Annotated in this window: 22 protein-coding genes and 2 rRNA genes; 9 read left to right on the top strand and 15 right to left on the bottom strand. The window is 45.9% G+C overall.

Going from position 1 to position 24,140, the window contains the following annotated elements:
* Positions 1 to 14 precede the first annotated feature (14 nt).
* The 6 genes from MKY85_RS01710 to MKY85_RS01685 form a co-directional block, all read right to left on the bottom strand.
* Positions 15 to 2,939: ribosomal RNA gene (locus tag MKY85_RS01710) — 23S ribosomal RNA — on the bottom strand.
* Positions 2,940 to 3,265: 326 nt separating this feature from the next.
* Positions 3,266 to 4,817: ribosomal RNA gene (locus MKY85_RS01705) — 16S ribosomal RNA — on the bottom strand.
* Together the 16S and 23S rRNA genes form the textbook arrangement of a ribosomal RNA operon.
* A 615-nt stretch (positions 4,818 to 5,432) precedes the next feature.
* Positions 5,433 to 6,407 carry an arginase gene (rocF, locus tag MKY85_RS01700; protein ID WP_342571627.1) on the bottom strand — a complete coding sequence of 325 codons (975 nt, stop codon included), beginning with the start codon at positions 6,405 to 6,407 and terminating at the stop codon, positions 5,433 to 5,435.
* A complete protein-coding gene (locus MKY85_RS01695) occupies positions 6,397 to 7,617 on the bottom strand; it encodes an ornithine--oxo-acid transaminase (RefSeq protein ID WP_342571626.1) in 1,221 nt (406 codons plus the stop codon). The genes rocF and MKY85_RS01695 overlap by 11 nt, the downstream gene beginning before the upstream one ends.
* 142 nt (positions 7,618 to 7,759) lie before the next feature.
* On the bottom strand, positions 7,760 to 8,416 hold the full coding sequence (locus MKY85_RS01690; protein ID WP_342571625.1) for an amino acid ABC transporter permease: 657 nt from the start codon (positions 8,414 to 8,416) through the stop codon (positions 7,760 to 7,762).
* 23 nt (positions 8,417 to 8,439) lie between these two features.
* A complete protein-coding gene (locus MKY85_RS01685; protein ID WP_342571624.1) occupies positions 8,440 to 9,261 on the bottom strand; it encodes a transporter substrate-binding domain-containing protein in 822 nt (273 codons plus the stop codon).
* A gap of 327 nt (positions 9,262 to 9,588) precedes the next feature.
* On the opposite strand from MKY85_RS01685, the gene MKY85_RS01680 reads away from it, so the two are divergent.
* The gene (locus MKY85_RS01680; protein ID WP_036671927.1) at positions 9,589 to 10,233 is read left to right on the top strand and encodes a GntR family transcriptional regulator; all 645 of its coding nucleotides are present in this window, start codon (positions 9,589 to 9,591) and stop codon (positions 10,231 to 10,233) included.
* A gap of 59 nt (positions 10,234 to 10,292) precedes the next feature.
* On the opposite strand, the gene MKY85_RS01675 is transcribed toward MKY85_RS01680, so the two are convergent.
* Entirely contained in the window at positions 10,293 to 11,027 is a 735-nt protein-coding gene (locus MKY85_RS01675) for a methyltransferase domain-containing protein (RefSeq protein ID WP_342571623.1), read from the bottom strand.
* Between the two features lie 164 nt (positions 11,028 to 11,191).
* Here MKY85_RS01675 and MKY85_RS01670 point away from each other — a divergent pair, with 164 nt between their 5' ends.
* On the top strand, positions 11,192 to 11,530 hold the full coding sequence (locus MKY85_RS01670) for a hypothetical protein (RefSeq protein WP_342571622.1): 339 nt from the start codon (positions 11,192 to 11,194) through the stop codon (positions 11,528 to 11,530).
* Positions 11,531 to 11,773: 243 nt separating this feature from the next.
* Here MKY85_RS01670 and MKY85_RS01665 read toward each other — a convergent pair whose 3' ends face one another.
* From MKY85_RS01665 to MKY85_RS01650, 4 genes are all read right to left on the bottom strand, one after another.
* Complete coding sequence (locus tag MKY85_RS01665) at positions 11,774 to 12,001, bottom strand: cold-shock protein (RefSeq protein ID WP_017691121.1); 228 nt, start codon at positions 11,999 to 12,001, stop codon at positions 11,774 to 11,776.
* A 188-nt stretch (positions 12,002 to 12,189) separates the two neighbouring features.
* Positions 12,190 to 12,390 carry a cold-shock protein gene (locus MKY85_RS01660; protein WP_024633772.1) on the bottom strand — a complete coding sequence of 67 codons (201 nt, stop codon included), beginning with the start codon at positions 12,388 to 12,390 and terminating at the stop codon, positions 12,190 to 12,192.
* 395 nt (positions 12,391 to 12,785) lie between these two features.
* A complete protein-coding gene (locus tag MKY85_RS01655; protein ID WP_339258395.1) occupies positions 12,786 to 13,022 on the bottom strand; it encodes a hypothetical protein in 237 nt (78 codons plus the stop codon).
* A 140-nt stretch (positions 13,023 to 13,162) separates the two neighbouring features.
* Entirely contained in the window at positions 13,163 to 13,951 is a 789-nt protein-coding gene (locus MKY85_RS01650) for a CPBP family intramembrane glutamic endopeptidase (RefSeq protein ID WP_342571621.1), read from the bottom strand.
* Positions 13,952 to 14,258: 307 nt separating this feature from the next.
* Here MKY85_RS01650 and MKY85_RS01645 point away from each other — a divergent pair, with 307 nt between their 5' ends.
* Entirely contained in the window at positions 14,259 to 14,930 is a 672-nt protein-coding gene (locus MKY85_RS01645; protein WP_342571620.1) for a phosphatase PAP2 family protein, read from the top strand.
* Positions 14,931 to 15,062: 132 nt separating this feature from the next.
* On the opposite strand, the gene MKY85_RS01640 is transcribed toward MKY85_RS01645, so the two are convergent.
* Complete coding sequence (locus MKY85_RS01640; RefSeq protein ID WP_342571619.1) at positions 15,063 to 15,842, bottom strand: AraC family transcriptional regulator; 780 nt, start codon at positions 15,840 to 15,842, stop codon at positions 15,063 to 15,065.
* A gap of 112 nt (positions 15,843 to 15,954) precedes the next feature.
* Between MKY85_RS01640 and pyk the strand changes: the two genes are divergently transcribed.
* Positions 15,955 to 17,370 (top strand): pyruvate kinase, encoded by a 1,416-nt coding sequence (gene pyk, locus MKY85_RS01635; protein WP_342571618.1) that lies wholly within the window; start codon positions 15,955 to 15,957, stop codon positions 17,368 to 17,370.
* Between the two features lie 141 nt (positions 17,371 to 17,511).
* Here the strand turns inward: pyk and MKY85_RS01630 are convergent, their stop codons facing one another.
* Positions 17,512 to 19,041, bottom strand: coding sequence for a PAS domain-containing protein (locus MKY85_RS01630; RefSeq protein ID WP_342571617.1), 1,530 nt, complete (start codon positions 19,039 to 19,041; stop codon positions 17,512 to 17,514).
* Between the two features lie 180 nt (positions 19,042 to 19,221).
* Positions 19,222 to 19,671, bottom strand: coding sequence for an SRPBCC family protein (locus MKY85_RS01625; RefSeq protein ID WP_253429235.1), 450 nt, complete (start codon positions 19,669 to 19,671; stop codon positions 19,222 to 19,224).
* Between the two features lie 237 nt (positions 19,672 to 19,908).
* On the opposite strand from MKY85_RS01625, the gene MKY85_RS01620 reads away from it, so the two are divergent.
* Both MKY85_RS01620 and MKY85_RS01615 read left to right on the top strand, forming a co-directional pair.
* A complete protein-coding gene (locus MKY85_RS01620) occupies positions 19,909 to 20,508 on the top strand; it encodes a WecB/TagA/CpsF family glycosyltransferase (protein ID WP_342571616.1) in 600 nt (199 codons plus the stop codon).
* 28 nt (positions 20,509 to 20,536) lie between these two features.
* Positions 20,537 to 21,376, top strand: a complete 840-nt coding sequence (locus tag MKY85_RS01615; RefSeq protein WP_342571615.1) for a helix-turn-helix transcriptional regulator — start codon at positions 20,537 to 20,539, stop codon at positions 21,374 to 21,376.
* A 15-nt stretch (positions 21,377 to 21,391) separates the two neighbouring features.
* On the opposite strand, the gene MKY85_RS01610 is transcribed toward MKY85_RS01615, so the two are convergent.
* On the bottom strand, positions 21,392 to 21,925 hold the full coding sequence (locus MKY85_RS01610; protein WP_339239136.1) for an MOSC domain-containing protein: 534 nt from the start codon (positions 21,923 to 21,925) through the stop codon (positions 21,392 to 21,394).
* Between the two features lie 264 nt (positions 21,926 to 22,189).
* Here MKY85_RS01610 and MKY85_RS01605 point away from each other — a divergent pair, with 264 nt between their 5' ends.
* The 3 genes from MKY85_RS01605 to MKY85_RS01595 all read left to right on the top strand — a co-directional run bounded on the left by MKY85_RS01605 (position 22,190) and on the right by MKY85_RS01595 (position 24,082).
* Positions 22,190 to 22,546 (top strand): DUF1304 domain-containing protein, encoded by a 357-nt coding sequence (locus MKY85_RS01605; protein ID WP_036608019.1) that lies wholly within the window; start codon positions 22,190 to 22,192, stop codon positions 22,544 to 22,546.
* A 116-nt stretch (positions 22,547 to 22,662) separates the two neighbouring features.
* Positions 22,663 to 23,463, top strand: a complete 801-nt coding sequence (locus tag MKY85_RS01600) for a DUF4261 domain-containing protein (RefSeq protein WP_342571614.1) — start codon at positions 22,663 to 22,665, stop codon at positions 23,461 to 23,463.
* Positions 23,464 to 23,722: 259 nt separating this feature from the next.
* Positions 23,723 to 24,082, top strand: coding sequence for a hypothetical protein (locus MKY85_RS01595; protein WP_342571613.1), 360 nt, complete (start codon positions 23,723 to 23,725; stop codon positions 24,080 to 24,082).
* The last annotated feature ends 58 nt before the right edge of the window (positions 24,083 to 24,140 follow it).

Genomic DNA, 24,140 nt, shown 5'->3' with positions numbered 1-24,140 from the left:
ACTACAACTTGCTATTGGATAAGCCCTCGACCGATTAGTACTGGTCAGCTCCATGCATTGCTGCACTTCCACCCCCAGCCTATCTACCTCGTCGTCTTCAAGGGGTCTTACATACTGGGAAATCTCATCTTGAGGGGGGCTTCACGCTTAGATGCTTTCAGCGTTTATCCCGTCCGTACATAGCTACCCAGCGGTGCTCCTGGCGGAACAACTGGTACACCAGCGGTACGTCCATCCCGGTCCTCTCGTACTAAGGACAGCTCCTCTCAAATTTCCTACGCCCACGACAGATAGGGACCGAACTGTCTCACGACGTTCTGAACCCAGCTCGCGTACCGCTTTAATGGGCGAACAGCCCAACCCTTGGGACCTACTTCAGCCCCAGGATGCGATGAGCCGACATCGAGGTGCCAAACCTCCCCGTCGATGTGGACTCTTGGGGGAGATAAGCCTGTTATCCCCAGGGTAGCTTTTATCCGTTGAGCGATGGCCCTTCCATGCGGTACCACCGGATCACTAAGCCCGACTTTCGTCCCTGCTCGACTTGTAGGTCTCGCAGTCAAGCTCCCTTATGCCTTTGCACTCTTCGAATGATTTCCAACCATTCTGAGGGAACCTTTGGGCGCCTCCGTTACTCTTTAGGAGGCGACCGCCCCAGTCAAACTGCCCACCTGACACTGTCCCCGCACCGGATTACGGTACCAGGTTAGAACCTAGATACGATCAGGGTGGTATCCCAACGTTGCCTCCATGGAAGCTTGCGCTCCCACTTCAAAGGCTCCCACCTATCCTGTACAGATCGTACCCAAATTCAATATCAAGCTGCAGTAAAGCTCCATGGGGTCTTTCCGTCTTGTCGCGGGTAACCTGCATCTTCACAGGTATTAAAATTTCACCGGATCTCTCGTTGAGACAGCGCCCAAGTCGTTACGCCATTCGTGCGGGTCAGAATTTACCTGACAAGGAATTTCGCTACCTTAGGACCGTTATAGTTACGGCCGCCGTTTACTGGGGCTTCGGTTCACAGCTTCGGATTGCTCCTAACCACTCCCCTTAACCTTCCAGCACCGGGCAGGCGTCAGCCCGTATACTTCGCCTTACGGCTTCGCACAGACCTGTGTTTTTGCTAAACAGTCGCTTGGGCCTTTTCACTGCGGCCCCCTCGTGCTATTCACACTACCGGGGCACCCCTTCTCCCGAAGTTACGGGGTCATTTTGCCGAGTTCCTTAACGAGAGTTCTTCCGCGCGCCTTAGAATACTCTTCTCGCCTACCTGTGTCGGTTTGCGGTACGGGCACCTTCACCTGGCTAGAGGCTTTTCTTGGCAGTGTGAGATCATGACCTTCGCTACTACAATTTTCGCTCCCCATCACAGCTCAGCCTTATGATGTGCGGATTTGCCTACACATCAGCCTTACTGCTTAGACGGACATCCATCAGTCCGCGTCACTACCCTACTGCGTCCCCCCATTGCTCATAACGGCTTACGGTGGTACAGGAATTTCGACCTGTTGTCCTTCGACTACGCCTTTCGGCCTCGCCTTAGGTCCCGACTTACCCTGAGCGGACGAGCCTTCCTCAGGAACCCTTAGGCTTTCGGCGGATCAGATTCTCACTGATCTTTTCGTTACTCATACCGGCATTCTCACTTGTATAATGTCCAGCGCTCCTTACGGTACACCTTCAACCCTTATACAACGCTCCCCTACCCCTGATGCAAGCATCAAGCCATAGCTTCGGTGGTGTGTTTAGCCCCGTTACATTTTCGGCGCAGAGTCACTCGACCAGTGAGCTATTACGCACTCTTTCAATGGTGGCTGCTTCTAAGCCAACATCCTGGTTGTCTGTGCAACTCCACATCCTTTCCCACTTAACACACACTTGGGGACCTTAGCTGATGGTCTGGGCTGTTTCCCTTTTGACAATGGATCTTAGCACTCACTGTCTGACTCCCGGAAGTAAGTCTATGGCATTCGGAGTTTGACTGAGCTTGGTAACCCTTGCGGGCCCCGCACCCAATCAGTGCTCTACCTCCACGACTCTGTTTTCCGAGGCTAGCCCTAAAGCTATTTCGGGGAGAACCAGCTATCTCCGAGTTCGATTGGAATTTCTCCGCTACCCCCACCTCATCCCCGCACTTTTCAACGTGCGTGGGTTCGGGCCTCCAGTGCGTGTTACCGCACCTTCACCCTGGACAGGGGTAGATCACCCGGTTTCGGGTCTACGTCCACGTACTATGTCGCCCTATTCAGACTCGCTTTCGCTGCGGCTCCGGCTCTTCACCTTAACCTTGCACGGGAACGTAACTCGCCGGTTCATTCTACAAAAGGCACGCCATCACCCCTAAAACGGGCTCTGACTTTTTGTAAGCACACGGTTTCAGGTTCTATTTCACTCCCCTTCCGGGGTGCTTTTCACCTTTCCCTCACGGTACTGCTTCACTATCGGTCGCTAGGAAGTATTTAGCCTTGGCAGATGGTCCTGCCGGATTCATACGGGGTTTCACGTGCCCCGCACTACTCGGGATCCGTCTCGGAGGGAACAGACTTTCAATTACAGGGCTTTTACCTTCTTTGGCGGGCCTTTCCAGACCTCTTCGCTTAACCGGTTCCTTTGTAACTCCATGTGAGACGTCCCACAACCCCAAAGAGCAAGCTCTCTGGTTTGGGCTTCTCCGCGTTCGCTCGCCGCTACTGACGGAATCACTATTGTTTTCTCTTCCTCAGGGTACTTAGATGTTTCAGTTCCCCTGGTATGCCTCTACACAACCTATGTATTCAGTTGTGAGTAACTGGAAATTACCCCAGCTGGGTTTCCCCATTCGGACACCCCCGGATCAAAGCTTGCTTACAGCTCCCCGAGGCAGTTTCGTTGTTCGCCACGTCCTTCATCGGCTCCTAGCGCCTAGGCATCCTCCGTGTGCTCTTAGTAGCTTAACCTCGTGCTCCGGTATTGGCTGCTCGCTTCCCTTGTTTTGCTTACGCAAAGCCAAAAGTCGCTCCCACCCAAAACCATCGTACGTGCAATCTACCGTTTTTATTGAAACTTGTTTACACAAGTTCAGCTAAAAAGGAATGTTCTAATTCGCATTTACTTTCGTTTCGATATCTAGTTTTCAAAGAACAAGCTCCATGCAAAAGCAAGCTGTTTGAGAGTTTGAGCTCTCAAAACTGAGCAACGAGTGAGTAACTAGCCGACCTGGCTAGTTTGTGCAGATCTAGTCTGCTATTTGAATGTTTCCGTTACAGGAAACGATTCTCCATAGAAAGGAGGTGATCCAGCCGCACCTTCCGATACGGCTACCTTGTTACGACTTCACCCCAATCATCTATCCCACCTTCGGCGGCTGGCTCCTTGCGGTTACCCCACCGACTTCGGGTGTTATAAACTCTCGTGGTGTGACGGGCGGTGTGTACAAGACCCGGGAACGTATTCACCGCGGCATGCTGATCCGCGATTACTAGCAATTCCGACTTCATGCAGGCGAGTTGCAGCCTGCAATCCGAACTGAGACCGGCTTTTTAGGATTCGTTCCACCTCGCGGCTTCACAGCCCGTTGTACCGGCCATTGTAGTACGTGTGTAGCCCAGGTCATAAGGGGCATGATGATTTGACGTCATCCCCACCTTCCTCCGGTTTGTCACCGGCAGTCACCTTAGAGTGCCCATCCGAAATGCTGGCAACTAAGATCAAGGGTTGCGCTCGTTGCGGGACTTAACCCAACATCTCACGACACGAGCTGACGACAACCATGCACCACCTGTCTAGCATGTCCCGAAGGAAAGGACTATCTCTAGCCCGGTCATGCTGATGTCAAGACCTGGTAAGGTTCTTCGCGTTGCTTCGAATTAAACCACATACTCCACTGCTTGTGCGGGTCCCCGTCAATTCCTTTGAGTTTCAGTCTTGCGACCGTACTCCCCAGGCGGAGTGCTTAATGTGTTAACTTCGGCACCAAGGGTATCGAAACCCCTAACACCTAGCACTCATCGTTTACGGCGTGGACTACCAGGGTATCTAATCCTGTTTGCTCCCCACGCTTTCGCGCCTCAGCGTCAGTTACAGCCCAGAGAGTCGCCTTCGCCACTGGTGTTCCTCCACATATCTACGCATTTCACCGCTACACGTGGAATTCCACTCTCCTCTTCTGCACTCAAGTCACCCAGTTTCCAGTGCGATCCGGGGTTGAGCCCCGGGATTAAACACCAGACTTAAATGACCGCCTGCGCGCGCTTTACGCCCAATAATTCCGGACAACGCTTGCCCCCTACGTATTACCGCGGCTGCTGGCACGTAGTTAGCCGGGGCTTTCTTCTCAGGTACCGTCACCTTGAGAGCAGTTACTCTCCCAAGCGTTCTTCCCTGGCAACAGAGCTTTACGATCCGAAAACCTTCATCACTCACGCGGCATTGCTCCGTCAGGCTTTCGCCCATTGCGGAAGATTCCCTACTGCTGCCTCCCGTAGGAGTCTGGGCCGTGTCTCAGTCCCAGTGTGGCCGATCACCCTCTCAGGTCGGCTACGCATCGTCGCCTTGGTGAGCCGTTACCCCACCAACTAGCTAATGCGCCGCAGGCCCATCCCCAAGTGACAGATTGCTCCGTCTTTCCAGTTTCCTTCAGGCGAAGAAAACAACTATTCGGTATTAGCTACCGTTTCCGGTAGTTGTCCCAAACTTGAGGGCAGGTTGCCTACGTGTTACTCACCCGTCCGCCGCTAAGTCTCAAAGAAGCAAGCTTCTTATCAACTCCGCTCGACTTGCATGTATTAGGCATGCCGCCAGCGTTCGTCCTGAGCCAGGATCAAACTCTCCAATAAAGTATTGAAAAGAGCGATAAGCTCATTTTGAATCTGACGAGATTAAACATCTCATTTGTGCTCCAGTCGATCCAAGCCAAGGCTTGTCTCAAACTTTCGCGTTCATTCTGCAAGCAGAATGTTTACTCACTCGTTGTTCAGTTTTCAAAGATCAAACTTGTTTCGTTACCGAATGTCGTTCTCTTCAGCAACTCTTATATAATATCATGTCCGAACCAACTTTGCAAGCTCTTTTTTTAAGTTTCTTTCGAAGCTTATTTCATTCGCTTGCCGCACCGTGTATCTCGTGTTTTCTTGGCCGGAATTAGAATATATCATGTACAGTTTTACATTGCAAGCTTTTTTTGAAAATTGATAATCACCTACCCTATCGACACAATGTGTAATCTGAAGCGCTCCCGAACTATAGAAATGATTCTAAGCCTCCTCATTAAGCAGCTTCTTATATAATCACCCATTAAACATAACCAGGGAAGCCACTTCCACTGCGATGCAGTGAACAATTGATTGTGGATAGCCCTGGTTTTCGGAGATCCCAGCTTTCTTTTCCTTCTATATAAATAAGAAACTCATTTCTTAGGCACTGCTTACACACTCCGCTTCGCTTCTTAGTACCTATAATATGCGCTTACCCAGCAGAGAAGCGATTAGTTCCACACCAAGTCTTGCCGTATGTCTATTGTGGTCAAACAACGGATTCACTTCAACCAGCTCCATTGACGTAACTTGATTGGTGGAAGCAAGTATCTCCAATGCGTAATGTGCCTCTCGGTAATTCAAGCCACCCGGTACTGGGGTGCCTACACCTGGAGCTTCCCGCGGGTCCAGACAATCCATGTCAAAGCTGACATGAATACCATCTGTCCCTTTCCCCACTGTAGCTATCGCTTGTTCAATAACCTGTTGTATTCCCATACGGTCAATATCATGCATCGTAAATGCTTGGATTCCCAATCCTTTAATCTGCTCTTTCTCATACTCATCCAGATCACGTAGACCAATATAGACCAAGTTGGACGGATCAATAAACGCGCCTGCTCCAACAATGTGCGACAGATTGTATGCAGTATGCCCTAAGGAAGCAGCCACACTCATCCCATGCATATTACCGGACAAGCTGCGTTCTTCCGTATTCAAGTCTGCATGTGCATCAAACCAGATCACACCCAAATTGGAATAGTGGGCTGTTAATCCGGCCAAAGTGCCAATCGCCACACTATGATCTCCTCCAAGTATAAGGGGAAAGACCCCCTCTTCTACCGCAGTCGATACTTCATGACACACCTTCTCACTAACCTGACGTACCTCATTCAAGTGTTTTACACGATTCCGCTCAGTAGGGGCAGCCGGTTCGGAAGGACAATCTACTCGTACTTCTTTGGAAAGAACTAGCCCAAGACTCGTGATCTCCCTCTTCAGTCCAGCTGTAATCAATTCATCCGGCCCCAACTCCGCGCCGCCTCTTGCTCCCCCGAGTCCAAAAGGAACCTTAATGATTGTTACATTACGCCGCGAAGTTCTCTGATCCGTAGTATCCGCAACAATAGAAGTATCTTTTATTCCACCATAGACATCATCATCATTTTTCATGTAGGTCAGCTCCTTCATTATCGATCAGAACCTGCTCAATTCTCTCCAGCGCCCAATTAATCTCGGACTCTTCAATTGTCAGCGGTGGAGCAAAACGAATGGTTGTTTCATGGGTTTCTTTACACAGTAGACCCGCAGACATCAATCGCTCACAATAAGGTCGTGCTGATTCATGCAGTTCAACACCAATAAATAAACCCTTACCCCGGATGTCCCGGATGGCCGAACTGCGAATATCACGAAGCTTTTTCATAAAATAGTTCCCCAGACGTTCCGATCGCTCCGCAAGCTTCTCATCTTCAAGAACATTCAGAGCCGCAATAGCCACGGCGCAGGCGAGTGGGTTCCCTCCAAACGTAGAGCCATGAGAGCCCGGCTCAAACAAATCCAGTATCTTCGCATCAGCAGCGATAGCCGAGATTGGCATGACCCCTCCCCCCAGCGCTTTGCCCATAATCCAGATGTCCGGCTCAACCCCTTCCCAGTCGGAAGCAAAACGGCGACCCGTTCTTCCAAATCCGGTCTGGATCTCATCAGCCACAGTCAACACCTTCTGGTTCTTACACAGAGCAAAGGCTTCAGCCAAATATCCATCAGGCGGGATAACGATTCCAGCTTCGCCCTGAATAGGCTCTACAAGAAAACCAGCCGTATTTGGCATAAAGGCCTTATTCAGCGCCTCAATATCTCCATAGGGAATAATCCGGAATCCAGGTGTGAACGGTCCAAAATCTTTTTTATACTCCACTGAAGAAGAAAATGACGTAACCGTCAGAGTTCTTCCATGAAAGTTACCAGAGCATACGATAATTTCGGCTTGATTCTCCGGTACACCTTTGCAACGATAAGCCCATCTACGTACCGCCTTTACCGCAGTCTCCACCGCTTCCGCTCCTGTATTCATGGCGAGAATCTTGGATTTTCCCGTGAATTGTGAGAGTTTCTGATAAAATAGAGAAGCTGAGCTGCTGTGGAATGCCCGTGATGTCAGCGTAACCCGATCCGCCTGATCCTTGAGCGCCTGTATGATTACAGGGTGTCTGTGACCATGATTTAATGCAGAGTATGCACTTAACATATCCATATAACGGCGGCCTTCTGGGTCTTCCACCCATACCCCTTCCGCCTGTTCAATCACAATAGGGAGTGGATGATAATTAGGTGCAGCATAACGCTCCGACCAATCTATTAACATTTTGGAATCTGACATACATACCCAACACCTTTCCAAAATATTGTATACAAAATACAATATCAATGTATGCGATACCACCACCATTTACGACTATATCCCACTATTTCCACAGTAGCCTACTCCCAGCATTTCTTCGAACCGAATCCTCCATCAATAGTTATCGGGAAGCAGACAGTCTACGTTCCAACCAAGAGAGCAAGTTGGCCAGTGTAAATGTGATTATAAAGTAGAGGCCAGCGGCAACAAGCAGCGGAGCAAGCGGCTGGAACGTAACACCCTGAATCGTTCTGGATGTGTATATAATTTCAGCTATGCCGATCATGGAGACAAGCGAAGAATCTTTAATGATAATAATGAATTCATTACCGATAGCTGGAAGCATGTTACGAAAGGCCTGTGGAAGTATAATATAGCGAAGTGTCATACCATGAGTCATGCCAAGGGAGCGCGAAGCCTCTGTCTGCCCTTTATCAATCGCTTGAATCCCGGCCCTGAATACCTCCGCCATATAAGCCGAACTATTCATCGTTAGAGCTACCACCCCCGACATAAATGCCGGCAAGTTCACACCTACAACTGTCAGCCCATAATGGATAATAAGAATCTGTACCAGCATCGGCGTGCCTCGGATGAGTTCAATATACGCCGAAGCCACCAATTTAATTGGCCATATTCGGGATAATCGCATTAAAGCCATGATCACACCAAGCAACGTCCCAAACAGAACACCGAAGAAGGAAAGCTCAAGCGTAACCCACGCGCTTCGTGCATAATCCTGCCAATGATCTAATAGAAAGGAAAAATCTAAATTCACGGCATATCCCTCACTCGTCCGGTTTATTCACCCAGCATCTCATTAGCTTCGACGACGAAACGTTCAATATCTCCATTCGTTTTGAGCTTTTCCAATGTAGTGTTGATCTGATCCAGCAGCTTCTGGTTACCCTTCTTCACTGCGATGGCCGAACCACCCTCATCTTCTGCCTGTTCAATCTCCACACCCGCAACAACAAGCCCCTCCTGGTTCTTCACATACTGTTCAGCTACCGGTTTCTCCAAAATGAGCGCATCTACGCGCCCCGTCTGCAGCTCCAAGATCAGTTCAGGTATTTTGGCCAGAGATGTTAGCTTTGCTCCTTCTATTTCCTGAGCAATCCCTTCCTGAATGGAACTCTTCTGTACACCAACCTGTTTACCCGATAGATCATCCACTGACTTTAATGCCGCATCGTCTCCTTCTCTAACAAGTACAGCCTGCTCTGCGTAATAGTAGATATCCGTAAAATCAACATTTTTCTTTCGTTCTTCGGTAGGGGTTAAGCCCGATATTACAAAATCAACCTTATCTGTACCCAGGGCCATAAGAAGGCCATCAAAGTCCATATCCTCAATCTTCAGCTCAGCCCCGAGATCAGCCGCAATTGCCTTGGCAATCTCGATGTCAAAACCTACGATAGTATCTTTACCATCAATGTTCTTATGAAACTCATAGGGTGCATAGTCCGCACTGGTCCCAAGTACAATTACTTTTTTTTCCGCAGAACTACTTCCAGAAGACGATGTAGCATCTGATCCGTTCCCTGTCGTTTTTTCCTGACCACATGCGGACATGATTACAACCAGTAACAGCAGCATCAATGGCAATAGTACTTTTTTCACAAGTCATACCCCTATTCATTTTTTGGAATTAGTAGCATAAAGATCAATTTGTATACAATATACATAAGACAATATATGGACTTATATGTAAGTAATACTAACAAACATTCTAAGTTATCACAATCATTATTTAAACATTTATACGCTCTAATTCCATAAAATGTGCTATATATAACACGGCACTTACATCCCCTGAAATATGAAGTTTGCTTGCCCAACTTCCCCCTCGGTGTTAAGATGATTAAAACTTGAAACTCCTGAACGGCGCACCCAGCACGGCCTTACACCCATCTAATTATTAACTTTACATAGAAAGGAGGATTCGGTATGGAGGTACCCAAATACCGGTCCTTGAAAGATCACGTATACGATTACATTGCCCAGAAGATTCAGGACGGAACGCTGCTTCCCAACCAGAAGATCAACGAGGCTGAAATATGCAAAAAGCTGGACATCAGTCGGACACCTACTCGGGAGGCCCTCTTCCAGCTGGCTTCAGACAATCTGCTGCAATACATCCCACGCAGGGGATTTATTGTCACTCCTTTTGATGCAGGCAAAAAACTGGAGTTTTCCCAAGCGATTGGTGTGCTGGAGGCACTTGCTGCCACACTTGCAGCAGACCATCTCAGACCCTCTGAACTTTTGGAAATGGAAACTCTCGTTGTCCGAATGGATGAAGATATCAGCCAGCTCGATCTTGCTGCCTACAACAAGAACCAATATCAGTTTCATAACCTGTACATTCAGCGATGTGGTAACGCCACAGTCATCGAGATGTTAAACACATTGAAGAACAGCTTCATCCGGCAGTCGTATGTTAGTGATAATAAACCAAAGCTATCTGAGGTACTGCTCGAAGTTAATGAAGAGCACCGACAAATTTTAAGTGCTTTTCGAGCCAAAGATAAGAACCAACTGGAAGCCCTGCTCAAACACCACTGGCGCATTATCGATAATGATATGCTGTAGTACGTTCTGTCTGTAACAAACCAAAGGCAACCCACAACTATTGTGGAGTTGCCTTTTTCCTATTTTTCCTTTTCGATCTCCAACGGTGCTCTGGCCTGAAAAACGGCATACCCCAACTTTTTGCCGTATTTCGCGAGCAACCGATCATTGGTCTGGCTCATTCGCTGCATTTGTTCATCCTCGAACCAATTCATATCGATCTCACGATGTGGATCATGATCTACGCCCCATTTTCCCATAGAACGTGAATGTTCTTTGACCTCTACCTTAGTGAAGCCACACTGTTTTAGGCGTTTTCTCCATGTTGTCGCCGTTACCAAGGTTCGTATACCGTAAAATTGCTTTAGTCTGCGAAACATCAATTCGGTCTTCTGGCCGGATAGAACCATCTCCCGATCTACCAAAAGTCCAACGGGCTTCAACACTCTTCTATACTCATTAAGTGCACTCCGCCATGGGGTAAAGATCGTAACCGACTCCACAAATACCATATCAAAATGGTTTTCCGGGAAAGGCAACGATGTTACATCAGCCTGAATAAATCGAACATCCACTCGCTCTCGTCTTGCTCGCCGAACTGCCTTATCCAACATATTGCGATGAAGATCAATGGCTGTTACTTGATATCCACTTTTAGCCAGGTAACACGCAGTCCTCCCAGTGCCACATCCTATCTCAAGAATATGACTACCCAATGGCAGAGATAAGCTATCAAGCAACTTCAGTGTTGCCAAAAATCCTCCAGGATGGGCACTCCCTTCCCCTAAACGAGCCAGCATGTCATGATAATCCACGCAACATCCCCTCCTCACTTCTCCCAGTGTATGGAACAGACTTAAAAACGGCTCCTCCCTATTCGATTTTCCGGGTACTCGTCCATACCAATTCCTCTTCGCTCTACTATGATATAAAAACCGTTGAATTCAAGCGGCAACCGCATCTAATGAGGAGGATTTGCATGTACAGAATTAATCGGGTATGTGAAGAAACGGTTTCTCCGCACGTTGGACGTTCCGTTTGTCTTGTTATGAAAGACGGTAAGCATATGTATGGTACACTCAGCCAATGTCGTGATGGCAAAGTTTATTTGAACGGATGTTTCGAGGGACCACGGCTATGTTCAGTCAAGTCCAAACAGCAGTTGGTAAAAGGTAGCAAGAAAAACGCTGTTGCATCAAAGAATGTTAAATCCTCGGCATACGGTCCATATGGATACGGTCGGGGTTATGGCTATGGAGCAGGGATCGAACTGGCTCTGGTAGCAACACTGTTCCTGCTGCCATTCCTATTCATCTAAACTCAAATCTGATCATGGTAAATTTGTAGCATAACAAAGACCCTTTTTGCTTATAGCGAAAAGGGTCTTTATCTTTTTCATACGATACACGTCAATTACAGTATACTTTCTGTAAATGAAGAGACAAAAAAAGGCATTCGCTAAAACGAATGCCGGGAACTTCATATTTAATACCCTTACCTTCGCAGAGGGTGTCTATTTGATCTTAAAAAAAAACACCTCGTTAGAGGCGGGTAAGCTATGTTAAATCCGATTTCCTTTAGGCATCGTTTTTAGATTACTATTCGAATTCTCAAGCAATGGTAGCATCCTAGTCGTGCTGACCATCTCAGAAGCACATATCGGACAAGTAGGTACGTTATCAAACGCAAAATTGTCCCGCATCCATCCTTTGCACGTATCACTCGTACATTCCCAGATTGCCGCATCAGCTTGTGGAATCTCTTCCAACGGTTTTTTGCGATTATACATGACTTCTACCCCCTTTGTTATGGAAAAACATCTAACCGACGTTATTTCACAGAAGCGTACACTTAGCGGAAGTTTTACGTACCACCGAACTTCTGCCTCGACAACTATTGGGTCGACTTTTATATAACTAATCAAAAAAAAGAAGCTGCCTTTACCATTATAACATGTTAAAGGCAGCTATGCTTTAATTACAGTTTTACAACTTCTTCTGCTTGAGGACCACGGTTTCCTTGTACAATTTTAAATTGCACGCGTTGACCTTCGTCCAGCGTTTTGAAGCCTTCGCCTGTAATAGCGCTGAAGTGTACGAATACATCTTCTCCGCCTTCAACTTCGATGAAACCGAAGCCTTTATCAGCGTTGAACCATTTTACTGTTCCGTTTTGCATGTGAATTACACCTCCAAATAAAGATTAACATGTTCCTTTGTTCTTTGCAGCAAGCAAATAAAAATTCACACATTGAAAAAGGTACCAGTCATAAACCTATAAGTGATCGCCCTTTACAATATATGAATTAGGTTTTCCACTCTCTACAACTTGTTTTTATTATAACTCCATTTCAGCCAAAAAGCAAATCTTTGTATTTTCTTTTCAAACAGCTTTGGAAATACATGTTATTAACTCGCGTGGCAACAGGGTTTATCACGTTTATGTGACTGGTCACTTGTGTACGGTCTTATGAAAGGATATGCAGATCTAATCCATCTTATACATTTTTTATATAATATTCTGACATGCATATCCAACACATTCAATGATTCATATCATTACAGTTTAACACATTAGGTCCATGCCCACATAAATGCATCCCGATCCCAGGCGATCTGCCCACGATGAAGCTTACGGAAGGCCTTCTTCACTTCCTTGGACAAGGATGCATTGCCGTTCTCGTTCACAAAAACAAACTCTTCGCCAAAATGGGTCTTCACATATTCTATGGCAGCTTCCTGATGAAGTGTTCCTGTGAATTTAATCTCCTGTACCATCCATTCTGCTACGCCTTGTGCTGTCTTCTCCACTATATCACCTACTGTTTGAATCTAATGTACGGATAGGCAGACCTCGTATCACGAACATAACTGTCTTCCCGCCAGACTGAAGTATACCATGATCTCACTGCTGACGGGAAACGTTAAGATACTACTTCCAAGCAATACCTTTAGTGAACAACCGTATTGTCCTGCTCACTTGTATTGGAAGGAATCGTCGAATGGGTTCGATTGCTCCATACTAACCAGGCACAATATGCAATCAGTACTGCAAGTATAAACAGATCATAGGGAAGTGTTCCTGTGTCCTCCAGATCATTCCCGAGGAATTGAATCAGATTATGTATGAAATGAAACAAAATAAGCGGTACGATATTTCCGTTCTTCAGCATTAATAATGCCAGTGCAGCTCCCAGAAGCAGCGCATAGACCAATTGCATGATCGTATCCGTCATATTTTGACCAGACAATGCATTCAGCAAATGCGTAATTGAAAACAAGATGCTGGAGGTGACGACTGCGGCCACTGCACTTTTTTGAAGCAATGTTTTGAAAATAAGCCCCCGATAGATCGTTTCTTCAACAAAGGCCACGAGCAAGGTAAAATAGATAAAAAAGACCACCCGTGACAAGCTAAGCTCTCCAAATCCTTTCAGAGAAATTGTACCCAGTACAAGGAGTAGTGGAATATAATACTTTGCGTGCCCAGCTGGGATAATTCTCAAAGATCGAAATCCGGTCTCTCCCCACTTGCGTCTTAACGTCAGATAGATGATCAGCACAATTGCGATAGGTGTAAAGGAAATGAGCACGGGAGAAGTGTAGTCGAGTTGTTTTATCGTGGCAATGGCCCCTGCAGCAAATACGGCTAACAGGAGAAGTAGCTCAATAATCACGACGGTGAGCACAGGTTTTCGCTCAGAAAAGGAATGTTTTGGCTCGGATTGCGGGTTAACCATACATTTGCCTACCTCATTTCATTTGCTTTTTTTCGTCTTTATATGAACATATATGCCAATGTAGTTGTAACATATCACGAGCACAATGAATATTCCTATCATGGATAAAAATATAAAAGTAACAAAAAAGAGACTTATCCTGACTGCATTTCCCCTAAAATCAGGTATGGCTTATACCTTCATCTGTCCATTATAGTATTACAAGAGTTTAAAGCTGCAGGGGTGCGGCGACTCTTCAACGTCATATATCTATGAAGCATCCATTAACCGATAGTTTCACAATGCATAATGAAATCAGGGGGATACTATGAGAGCATTCTTTCAGCGTTGGGGGCATTTACTGGCTATTCTGTGCATACCGCTCCAAGGCTCAATTTACGTTTTTTTAGGTAGCAACACGGGTAGTGATGTATTCTACAATTATGCTTGGATTGACACACAGATTCCTTTTATCAAAGAATTTATTTATCCATACATTAGCTGGATGCCCATTCTGTATCTCGGATTTCTCTATCTGGGTCTGACAAACAAGTCGCTATTCTGGCGCACGTTAATTACCTATAATATTGGGGTGATGGCTGCCAATGTCTGTTTTGCGGTGTTCCCCACTCATGTGCCACGCCCGGTGATCGGCGGAACCGATCTAAGCAGCGTGTTAGTACAGTTTATCTATACCAACGATGCGCCTTTCAATTGTTTCCCAAGTGTTCACGTTCTGACCAGCTACTTGCTGTTTATTATGATTAACAGACACTTGAACTTCAAACCTTTGGCACGCATCTCTTGGTCAGTGTGGCTATGGTTGATTATTGCTTCAACGGTGTTTGTCAAACAGCATTCCTTGCTGGACATTGCCGGAGGCATTTTGTTTGCGGAGGCCGCGTATTGGACTGTACATGTCTTTGCTCTTCGTCTTGGGCAGGCACGAAAAAAGGGCAAGCAAGCAATCACAGCATCTAATTCAAGCAGTCATGTTTAACAGCATCTATATATGTAGCAGGTGGGATGATAATCCTGTTATACAGCAAAAGAGGGCCTGAGCCCTCTTTTTTTGTACTCATTTAATTAACCTACTTATATAGAAGAACTTATTAGGGTTGGGCTACACGTTTCATATTATAGGCGGGCGTTCATGGAGCAGATCGGATGGTGGACTTCCCGTTATACGCTTAAATATGCGGTAAAAATAAGACAGGTCCCGGTAGCCTAGAAATTCGGCAATTTCCTGGATGGAGAGTTGTGACTCCGTGAGCAGGTATATGGCTCGTTTCATCCGTTGATCATGGACATACTGACTGATGGTCTGATTCGTCATGCTTTTGAATAATGCAGCAGCATAATTGGGAGTCTTGTTGATCTCGTCCCCGAGTTCTTCCTTTGTCACTTTCTCCCGATAATGCCGCTCAATATACCGCTTCATCCGTTCAACATGATTATGTCTCTCCGGCGGAATGACTCCCCGATCTAACTCCCTGTTAATATAAATCAACACTTCCATCAATAAGGCTTGGCTCATCATGACATAATAAGACGGACGCTCCTGCCATTGTTGATGAATAGCGCTCATGCGTTGATGGATCAATTCGTAACATCCAGGTTTATGGCGCAAAGCCTCATACCGTTCGAGCGCAGGCAGAGTTTCTGTATGATTTCGTTGCAATTGAATTACAATCTGTGTGTGCGTTACTGTTGGAATACTCTTGCCGTAATATGGGACACCACCTGGAATGAGGAGCAATTCCCCCTTTTCCATGATCTGTTTATCACCGTTCACCCAATATACACATTTTCCATAAGTAACCAAGCTAAGTCGCCAGGTTTGTTGAGATTGCACAGCTTCTTCGTACCAACCAACACCGTTAATATGTCGTACTTCAAGTGGAGTGAACATAACACACCTCATTATCGGACTATACTCTAATCATTGTACTATAGTTCATACCCTGATTCGACAGAAAACGCTACAATACACATATAAGCTTAAATATGAGGAGGAAATTAGCATGTTAAAAACAAAAATTATTTGTACCATGGGACCTGCTTGTGACTCAATCGAATTGCTGAAAGTAATGATTCAGGAAGGTATGACTGTTGCTCGTCTGAACATGGCTCATGGCGAACTGGAAGATCACGTTACACGGATTAACAATATCCGCAAAGCAGCTTCCGAACTGAACACCTATGTACCGATCATGATGGACATCAAAGGGCCTGAAGTTCGTATTGGCAAACTGAAAGAAGCATCTTGCCATCTGCAAGCAGGTAAAGAGCTGATCCTGACTACCGAAGAAATCCTCGGTGACGCTGAGCGTATCTCGGTAAACTATCCAGAACTGAACCTCGTTGTGAAACCTGGCGATCGTATCCTCATCGATGATGGTCTCGTAGATCTTACTGTACTGTCTGTGGAAGGATCCGACATCCATTGTAAAATCATCAGTGGCGGCATTCTCAAACCACGCAAAGGAGTTAACTTGCCAGGAATCAAAACGACATTGCCAGGTGTAACCGAGCGTGACATTATGCACATCGGATTTGGGATTGAAAACGATATCGAAATTATCGCAGCATCCTTTGTTCGTAAAGGCGACGACATCCGTGAAATCCGCAGCATTTTGAAAGAACGCGGTGTAGAGCACGTACAGATCATCTCCAAAATCGAAAACCAGGAAGGTATGACGAACCTGGACGATATTATTGAAGCATCTGACGGTATCATGGTTGCTCGTGGAGACCTCGGGGTTGAAGTACCGATCGAAGATGTGCCAATGATGCAAAAAGAAATGATCGACAAATGTAACCGTGCGGGTAAACCAGTTATCGTAGCTACTCACATGCTGGAGTCCATGCAAGTGAACCCACGCCCTACTCGTTCCGAGGTAAGTGACGTAGCTAACGCTGTACTTCAAGGTGCTGACGTTGTGATGTTGTCCGGTGAATCGGCTGCTGGTAAATATCCGGTACAATCCGTGCGCACGATGGCTGCAGTTGCACGCCGTGCTGAAACAATGATCGATTACAAAGAGCAATTCGCACAAAAATCGGCTCAACAGATCGCTGATATTACTGAAGTTATCAGTCAGGGCGCAGTAAGTTCTTCCCTCGTACTGAATGCAAAAGCAATCATCACTTCGACTGAGAGTGGATTCACAGCACGTATGATCTCCAAATATCGTCCAAAAGCGCCAATCATCGCAGTTACACAACATGAAGAAGTACTGGCGAAAATCTGCCTGCTCTCCGGTGTCATTCCGGTTATGGGCGACAAAGTAACCACTACGGATGAAATGTTCGAGTCCGCTACACGTAACGCAATCAAAACAGGTTACATCGAAAAAGGCGACATCATTGTATTGTCCGCTGGTGTTCCAATCGGTCAATCCGGTAATACAAACCTGATCAAAGTTCAACAAGTCTAATTCACTAACTGAAACTGAAGCTATACATCTTAGCTATATATAGATATGCAAAAAATCCACCAGGGCAGAAATGCATCCCGGTGGATTTTTTGTTGATGATGTGTGCCAATGATCGTGATGTTACAACAAACGGCTTCGAAATTATAGATTCCGCGAGTAATCAACCAGATCCTGTGACATGGTGTTGATCTCATCCATTGAAGCATTCACCTGCTGTGTCAGGGCAGCCTGATTTTGCGTTAACGTAGACATATTACCGATATGCTCAAGAATCTGATCAATCAGTGTTTTCATCTTCTGCATGCTGTCTTCGATATTGACTGTGGCCTCAGAACTGTGATCAGCCAGTTTCCGGACTTCCCCCGCAACGACGCCAAATCCCAGTCCCAGCTCTCCCGCACGTGCAGCTTCAATCGCTGCATTCAATCCCAGGAGATTGGTCTGACTGGCAATCTCTCGTATAAACACCGTGATATTCTTCGTATCATCTGCACTGCTTTTCACTTGAATGGCTGCATCGGCAGATAACTCCTGTGCAGTAACCAGATCCTGTGCCTGATCGGTGATTGAGTTGATTCCACGTACCATCTCGCCAATGGATTCGGATAATTGTTTGGTTTTCAGATTCATGGCTTCCACGATCTGTTCCTTATTCTTCTCATGGGTTACATCTCGAATGGTTCCAGCTACACGGAGCGGTACTCCATCCTGATCCCTAATGGTCTCCCCACCTGCGTGATACCATCGGTACTCCCCGTCCTTGCGCTGCAAACGATAATCCAGATCGTACGGTGTACGACCACTATAATCGTTCATATGTCTGGCGAATTCGTTGATCGTCCGATCATGGTCTTCCGGATGAAGTCTGCTGCTCCAGCTGCTGAACACATTCGGGAAATCCTGCTCGTCTTTAAACCCTAATTCTCTACGGAACTGGGGTGACCACCAAAATTCATTATTCGGATTCACCACATCTCCAGCCACAACGGTCATATCCCACGGTGCCTCCACCAAGGCGCGGTTAACAAGATCATATCGGGTGACGAGTGCTTCCAGCTCATCAGACTTGCTCTTCTCCTCATGAATGTCAAACATAATGCCCAGAAGTTTGACTGGAACCCCAGCCTGATTTCGGATGACTTGTCCAAGGCATCGGAACCAGCGAACTTCTCCACTTTTTGTAATCATACGGCTGATGACATTATAGGCAGTTGTTGCTCTTGTGTCATTTACATGCTCCATAATCTCCTGCACCAGTTGGGTTCTGTCATCCGGATATATCGATTTGGCCCAGCTTGCAAATGCATCAGGGAAATCCTTGGAATTATTGAATCCTAACATTTGGCGGAATTCATTCGAAAATGCCACGACATTATTGTTATCCAGCGGATCACCTGCAACAATGTCAGATTCCCATAATCCTACATTCATTGCCTGATTCAGCATTCTAAGACGCATTTCCACGGCATCGTTTTGTGCTTTCATCATATGTACTGCTTTTTTGATGTTACTAGCTATTTCATCATTTTCCGGAAATTCAATGCCATCTTCAATCCATGCGTTATAATCGCCCTTTTCTGCATTTGCTACGAGTTTACGACTATACTCCAGTAACTTTTGATGTGCATCTATACGAATTGGTTTGGTAGATTCAGTACGTTTACGAAACATGTTCATTTCTCCTCTTAGGTCATATGATATATATTTCGACATTATCAGACATTAAATGTAGAGCAATAGTCTTAAATTTGTATAAAAAAACAAGAACCAATGCTGAATCAGCACCGGTTCTTATATTAGATTGCTTTTATTTTTTTATGATAATTAATCTCACATGATGTCTCATACCAGCTACCAGCCAAAATTCAATGTTTTCCCCGTTTCCACCCATGTTTTGATGCTGCTTAGAATCATCCACCAGCTGCTCTGTGCATTCGCAAAGGAAGGATGGTTATCTGTAAATTGATCATTAATCAGTGTCAGCTTCGTACACTCCCCCACAGTCTCCAACTGGAAGACCACCCTGGATTGAAGCTCGGCATGATTGGCATGGTACGACGGTCCAGGATGCTCTTGATAACTAAGTCTGGACAGTGGTTCAAATTCCAAGATATCTCCGTACACATGTACAGTCTCCGCACCATCATTACCCGGCCCTACATAAGCAAATGGCTGACCTGGTTGGAAATTAGTGCGAAGTTCACTACCGAAAAAGCTGTTCCGTGTGCCGTCTGGTGATATTAGAGCATTCCACACATCTTCAAGTCCTGCATTGATATAGAATTCATATTTCAGTTCCATGGACTCACTCCCTTTAAGTATTGGACACGCGATCTACCCACCTCGCACTCCTATCCTACCGTTATACCCCAAAGGCCGTATTGTAAAAACGCGACAACAGGTCATATCGATAAAGATATTTATCACTCATGGAATTTTTATATCATTACTAAAACGGGTTTCGCCCATATATAGTCCTTTTCCAGAAGATCAGATATACTAAACTGGAATGAAATAACAGGCAATCCCGAGATTGTGATGTCCTGTCAGAAAAATGCCTATCTTCGCCAAGTCGTCGATCAAGCCGGGTTGGTTACAGCTGACAATGCTGGCATTGTGATGGTATCCCGTTTGCGGGGCGGACAATTGACTGAACGGGTAACCGGTTGTGATCTGCTGTTTCGTTTATTGGAGGAAGGTGATCAAAAATGCTGGTCATTCTATATGCTAGGAGCAGAGGAAAGCGTAAGTGAACAGGCCGTGAAAGTCATTGCTCAGCGTTATCCGGGAGTTGTCGTAAAAGGCAGACACCATGGTTTTTTCCAGGCAGATGAGGAACAACAGATTGTGGAAGAGATTCGTACTGCTCAACCAGACTTTCTTATCGTTGCTCTTGGCGCCCCCCATGCAGAAAACTGGATTAACAAGTATCGCCATCAATTGAACGCTCGTGTAGCCATAGGTGTTGGAGGTAGTCTCGATATCCTCGCTGGTAAAACCAAACGTGCCCCTGCGATATGGCAGAAGCTTAACCTGGAATGGCTCTATCGCCTCCTCAGTCAACCTTCAAGATGGCGCAGGCAACTCATTTTACCCCGTTTTGCAGTGCGGGCATTGTTGTTCCGAGAACCTAAATAATGTGAGATGAGCAGGAGGAATGATTCGGATGAAACAGGTAGAACAAGGAGACAGACCAAGTATGGGCCTGCTGAATCTGAATGAAGGTGATCATAAGTATCAACTGACACGCCATGCTCCTTCCGAAGCACTTCGCCCTTTTGTTAAACATTACTGGATCGTATCCTGGGATCTGACGGGACTTGAACCGTATCCCCAACATGTCGTGCCTAACCCCTGTGTCAATCTGGTTGTGGAACGGAACCATACGTTTTTCTTCGGTCCATCCGGACGTAAATTCTCCTATCTTGTGAGTGGGAAAGGTCGTGTATTTGGCGTGAAATTCAAGCCAGGAGGCTTTTATCCCTTCCTCCGGGTTCCTGTCTCATCCTTGTACGGACAGCCGATGAATGTATCCAATATTCTTGACGTCACAGCGGAATCCTTGGAAGACCGGCTTCTTGGGGCGGGGGATGATGCGGATAAAACCAGTTACATTGACCAGCTATTATGTGCACACCTTCCTGCTGAAGATGCCCAAGCAAGAATGGTTAACGATATTGTGCAACAGATTGAACAGAACCGGGAGATGCTGAGAGTAGATGACCTCTCTTCCTATTGGAATATGCATACCCGAAAGCTTCAACGCCTGTTCAGTCAGTATGTGGGCATCGGACCCAAAACCGTAATTAAGTTGTATCGTCTGCAAAATGCTGCGGAATTGATGGACCGCGGTCTTCACTGTGACCTGATTAAGCTATCCCAGGACCTTGGATATCATGACCAATCCCATTTTATCCGAGATTTCAAATCTATTATTGGCAGTACACCAGAGGAGTACTACCACTCTAGACATCCGAATGGTGAGCGCCGGGGGCTGATCAAATAGAACCTGTCCTGAACATCAGGACAGGCGAATGACCTCTATGGTGTCCCCCGTATGGATTACACCTTCCCGCTCAACCGAGCACACAATCCCACGTTTTTTGCGAGCCGCAGGCACGAATTTTTTGCGCAAACCGTCCTGTTTATAGAATTGTTCAATCATTTTCCCCGGATGTACACAGGGGAGGTTCTCCCCTTCACATATTAACCCTGTCCCGTTCGGAAATAAAAGCCGCGTCCCAGCAGGCAGTTCCGTCAATCGATCAATGCCACGGACCAGTATGTTGGCACCCAGCCACTCTGGCCGCACTTCAGGAATATTCATTTTCTCTGCAATAAGAGCACATTCTTCTTCGGACACAATACTGATCTGGCGGCGATTCGCAATGGGTGTACCGCGCTTGTATATTTTCTGACGTGAGTCCGCTGGACGAAGCAGACCATAATGACGGTCACCCGGAATTCCCGCAAGCTCAATATCGATAAAGGGGACAACTCGGGTCAAAAATGTGGATGGATCATCAGCCAGCAAGACAAATTGAACCGTTCCCATAGTAATCTCCTCCCTTTCCTCAGAAATATCACTTCTTTATTGTTCATTATTACCCAGTGAATGGATTGCCGACAATCGGCGTATGCTTACCTTTGTACAAATCTTTATTTTTAACATTATAACTCAATTGGAAAATGATACGCATTTTAAATAATACACAATTAAATTGTTATAAATTAATTTTACTCTTTCCGTTCTCGTTGCAAACATTTATACTAGGATGGACAAGTAAATAAATTACATATAGAAAGCAAGGTGTTTCCATTGATTAGCATCATTTTTGTAGCTCTTGTAGCTGTCGAACACTTCTATATCATGGTGATGGAGATGTTCATGTGGACTCGACCACGCACAATGAAAACCTTCAATCTCACGCCGGAATTCGCCAAATCCACCAAATCGCTCGCGGCCAATCAAGGCCTTTACAATGGATTTCTTGCGGCAGGTCTGATCTGGGGACTCGTATATCCGGATGCTGCCGTTGGACAGCATATTCAGATTTTCTTCCTGGCGTGTGTGATTATCGCGGCTCTGTATGGAGGAGCAACTTCCTCACGGTCAATCATCATCAAACAAGGATTGCCTGCGATCATTGCATTGTTGCTGGTCCTGTTCCTGTAATTTCCTGTCGATAGGTGCATTGCTGCGATTCATCTTAACTCCGTTATGGTAAGGTAGTGAATAGATAGCAGTGTACAATGACCAGAATCAATCTGGGATCGGAAGGAGAACATGTCATGGGATTGTTTGATAAGCTTCGGCGACGCAAAAAGGAAAAGGTGCCTGCAAGTGGTGCTGTCGAATCCACGAATTACAGTGAGACCATCGTGGGTTTTGTCCTGCTGGAGCGTGACGATTGTGATTTTGACCTCTTCATCAGAAATATGAGGGACGAATGGAATATTGAGATTGAGGAACGACCGGAGGAGGGCAATCTTTTTTTCGAAGTGAATGGAATGCAGGTGGTATGCGCTCATATTGCCGCGCCTGTACCAGATCGTGAAGTTGAGGAGAATGCCAGGCTAAACATCCTTTGGCGAGAAGCGGAGCAAGTTACCTCACGGCACCAGTCTCAGATTATTGTATCGGTCCTGAATGCAACCAATGCAATTGAAGGACATGTTCTGTTCACTCAAACAGCGAGTGCCTTGTTACAGTTGGATCACGCGCTGGCAATATACATGGCCCCCCTTGTCGTGGAAGCCAGTCAGTATGTCGAAACCAGCCGTGGGATCAAACATGATGAGTTGCCCGTCTCGCTCTGGATTTTCATCGGATTATTTCAAAATGCCGAAGGCGCTTCAGCTTATACTTACGGACTACGTAACTTTGGAAAAGAAGAGATGGAGATTATACAATCGTCTGAAGCCTTAAGCGATGTATTTGAGATGATGTTCATGACCACAACGTATGTGGTTGAAAACGACGTCACACTGCATGATGGGGAGACACTCGGTTTCTCGGCAGAACAAAAGCTAAGCATTTCCCTATCCAAAGGTGTAGCAACGGAAGGTAACAGTTTGAAGATTGGCTTCTAACTGACGCAGGATTTTCACTTTATCATGTTACAATTATTGAAGCCATCCGGAGTTTATCCTCTGGATGGCTTTTAGCTATTCAATCTCCTGCCAATGACAATATGAGAACAATCCCTGAATTTAACTTCGCTAGGAAAAAGTAGTCCATAAGAACCACTATATTATGATTTCAGTTTTCATTCTCGTTATAAAAGGGTATAATTAATAGGCTTATAGTCTCATATATTACATATTATTTTATAATCGAGGAGTTGCCTACATGTCTGTTAGACGTTTGGATTCAACTAAACCTATTATTGAAATTATCTGGGAAGGTATTGTTACTCCTGAACATGTCGAACAAGCGAATAAAGAAATTCAGAGAATAGCGGCGCAATTGGGAAATTCGTTTGATGTGCTCGTGGACATGAGAACGATGAAGGCATTTCCTCAGGATACCAAAGAAAAAATTGTGGAGCATCAGAAATTACTGCTAGATTGGGGTATGCAGCGAGCCAGTGTAGCCGTAGGTGGTGCGATCGCCAAAATGCAATTGAATCGGATTTCCAAGGAATCAGCCCATCAGACGGAATTCCAATGGGAAACGTATGACGAAGCTTTGGCATTTTTGTTGAAATAAATTGAGGTATTACAACGTGAGTTCAAAGAGAATATGTAATATGTACGTGCTTCACGTG

The organism is Paenibacillus sp. FSL R5-0749, from assembly GCF_038595085.1.
Lineage (GTDB): Bacteria > Bacillota > Bacilli > Paenibacillales > Paenibacillaceae > Paenibacillus.
The sequence above is the reverse complement of the archived record's forward strand: the minus strand, read 5'-3'. Positions and strand labels throughout refer to the sequence as shown.

What these genes read in the sequence shown, in the direction of transcription:
- rocF (WP_342571627.1), bottom strand. Translation starts at nt 6,407, where the DNA reads ATGAAAAATGATGATGATGTCTATGGTGGAATAAAAGATACTTCTATT.
- MKY85_RS01695 (WP_342571626.1), bottom strand. Translation starts at nt 7,617, where the DNA reads ATGTCAGATTCCAAAATGTTAATAGATTGGTCGGAGCGTTATGCTGCA.
- MKY85_RS01680 (WP_036671927.1), top strand. Translation starts at nt 9,589, where the DNA reads ATGGAGGTACCCAAATACCGGTCCTTGAAAGATCACGTATACGATTAC.
- MKY85_RS01670 (WP_342571622.1), top strand. Translation starts at nt 11,192, where the DNA reads ATGTACAGAATTAATCGGGTATGTGAAGAAACGGTTTCTCCGCACGTT.
- MKY85_RS01665 (WP_017691121.1), bottom strand. Translation starts at nt 12,001, where the DNA reads ATGTATAATCGCAAAAAACCGTTGGAAGAGATTCCACAAGCTGATGCG.
- MKY85_RS01660 (WP_024633772.1), bottom strand. Translation starts at nt 12,390, where the DNA reads ATGCAAAACGGAACAGTAAAATGGTTCAACGCTGATAAAGGCTTCGGT.
- MKY85_RS01650 (WP_342571621.1), bottom strand. Translation starts at nt 13,951, where the DNA reads ATGGTTAACCCGCAATCCGAGCCAAAACATTCCTTTTCTGAGCGAAAA.
- MKY85_RS01645 (WP_342571620.1), top strand. Translation starts at nt 14,259, where the DNA reads ATGAGAGCATTCTTTCAGCGTTGGGGGCATTTACTGGCTATTCTGTGC.
- MKY85_RS01640 (WP_342571619.1), bottom strand. Translation starts at nt 15,842, where the DNA reads ATGTTCACTCCACTTGAAGTACGACATATTAACGGTGTTGGTTGGTAC.
- pyk (WP_342571618.1), top strand. Translation starts at nt 15,955, where the DNA reads ATGTTAAAAACAAAAATTATTTGTACCATGGGACCTGCTTGTGACTCA.
- MKY85_RS01630 (WP_342571617.1), bottom strand. Translation starts at nt 19,041, where the DNA reads ATGTTTCGTAAACGTACTGAATCTACCAAACCAATTCGTATAGATGCA.
- MKY85_RS01625 (WP_253429235.1), bottom strand. Translation starts at nt 19,671, where the DNA reads ATGGAACTGAAATATGAATTCTATATCAATGCAGGACTTGAAGATGTG.
- MKY85_RS01620 (WP_342571616.1), top strand. Translation starts at nt 19,909, where the DNA reads ATGTCCTGTCAGAAAAATGCCTATCTTCGCCAAGTCGTCGATCAAGCC.
- MKY85_RS01615 (WP_342571615.1), top strand. Translation starts at nt 20,537, where the DNA reads ATGAAACAGGTAGAACAAGGAGACAGACCAAGTATGGGCCTGCTGAAT.
- MKY85_RS01610 (WP_339239136.1), bottom strand. Translation starts at nt 21,925, where the DNA reads ATGGGAACGGTTCAATTTGTCTTGCTGGCTGATGATCCATCCACATTT.
- MKY85_RS01600 (WP_342571614.1), top strand. Translation starts at nt 22,663, where the DNA reads ATGGGATTGTTTGATAAGCTTCGGCGACGCAAAAAGGAAAAGGTGCCT.
- MKY85_RS01595 (WP_342571613.1), top strand. Translation starts at nt 23,723, where the DNA reads ATGTCTGTTAGACGTTTGGATTCAACTAAACCTATTATTGAAATTATC.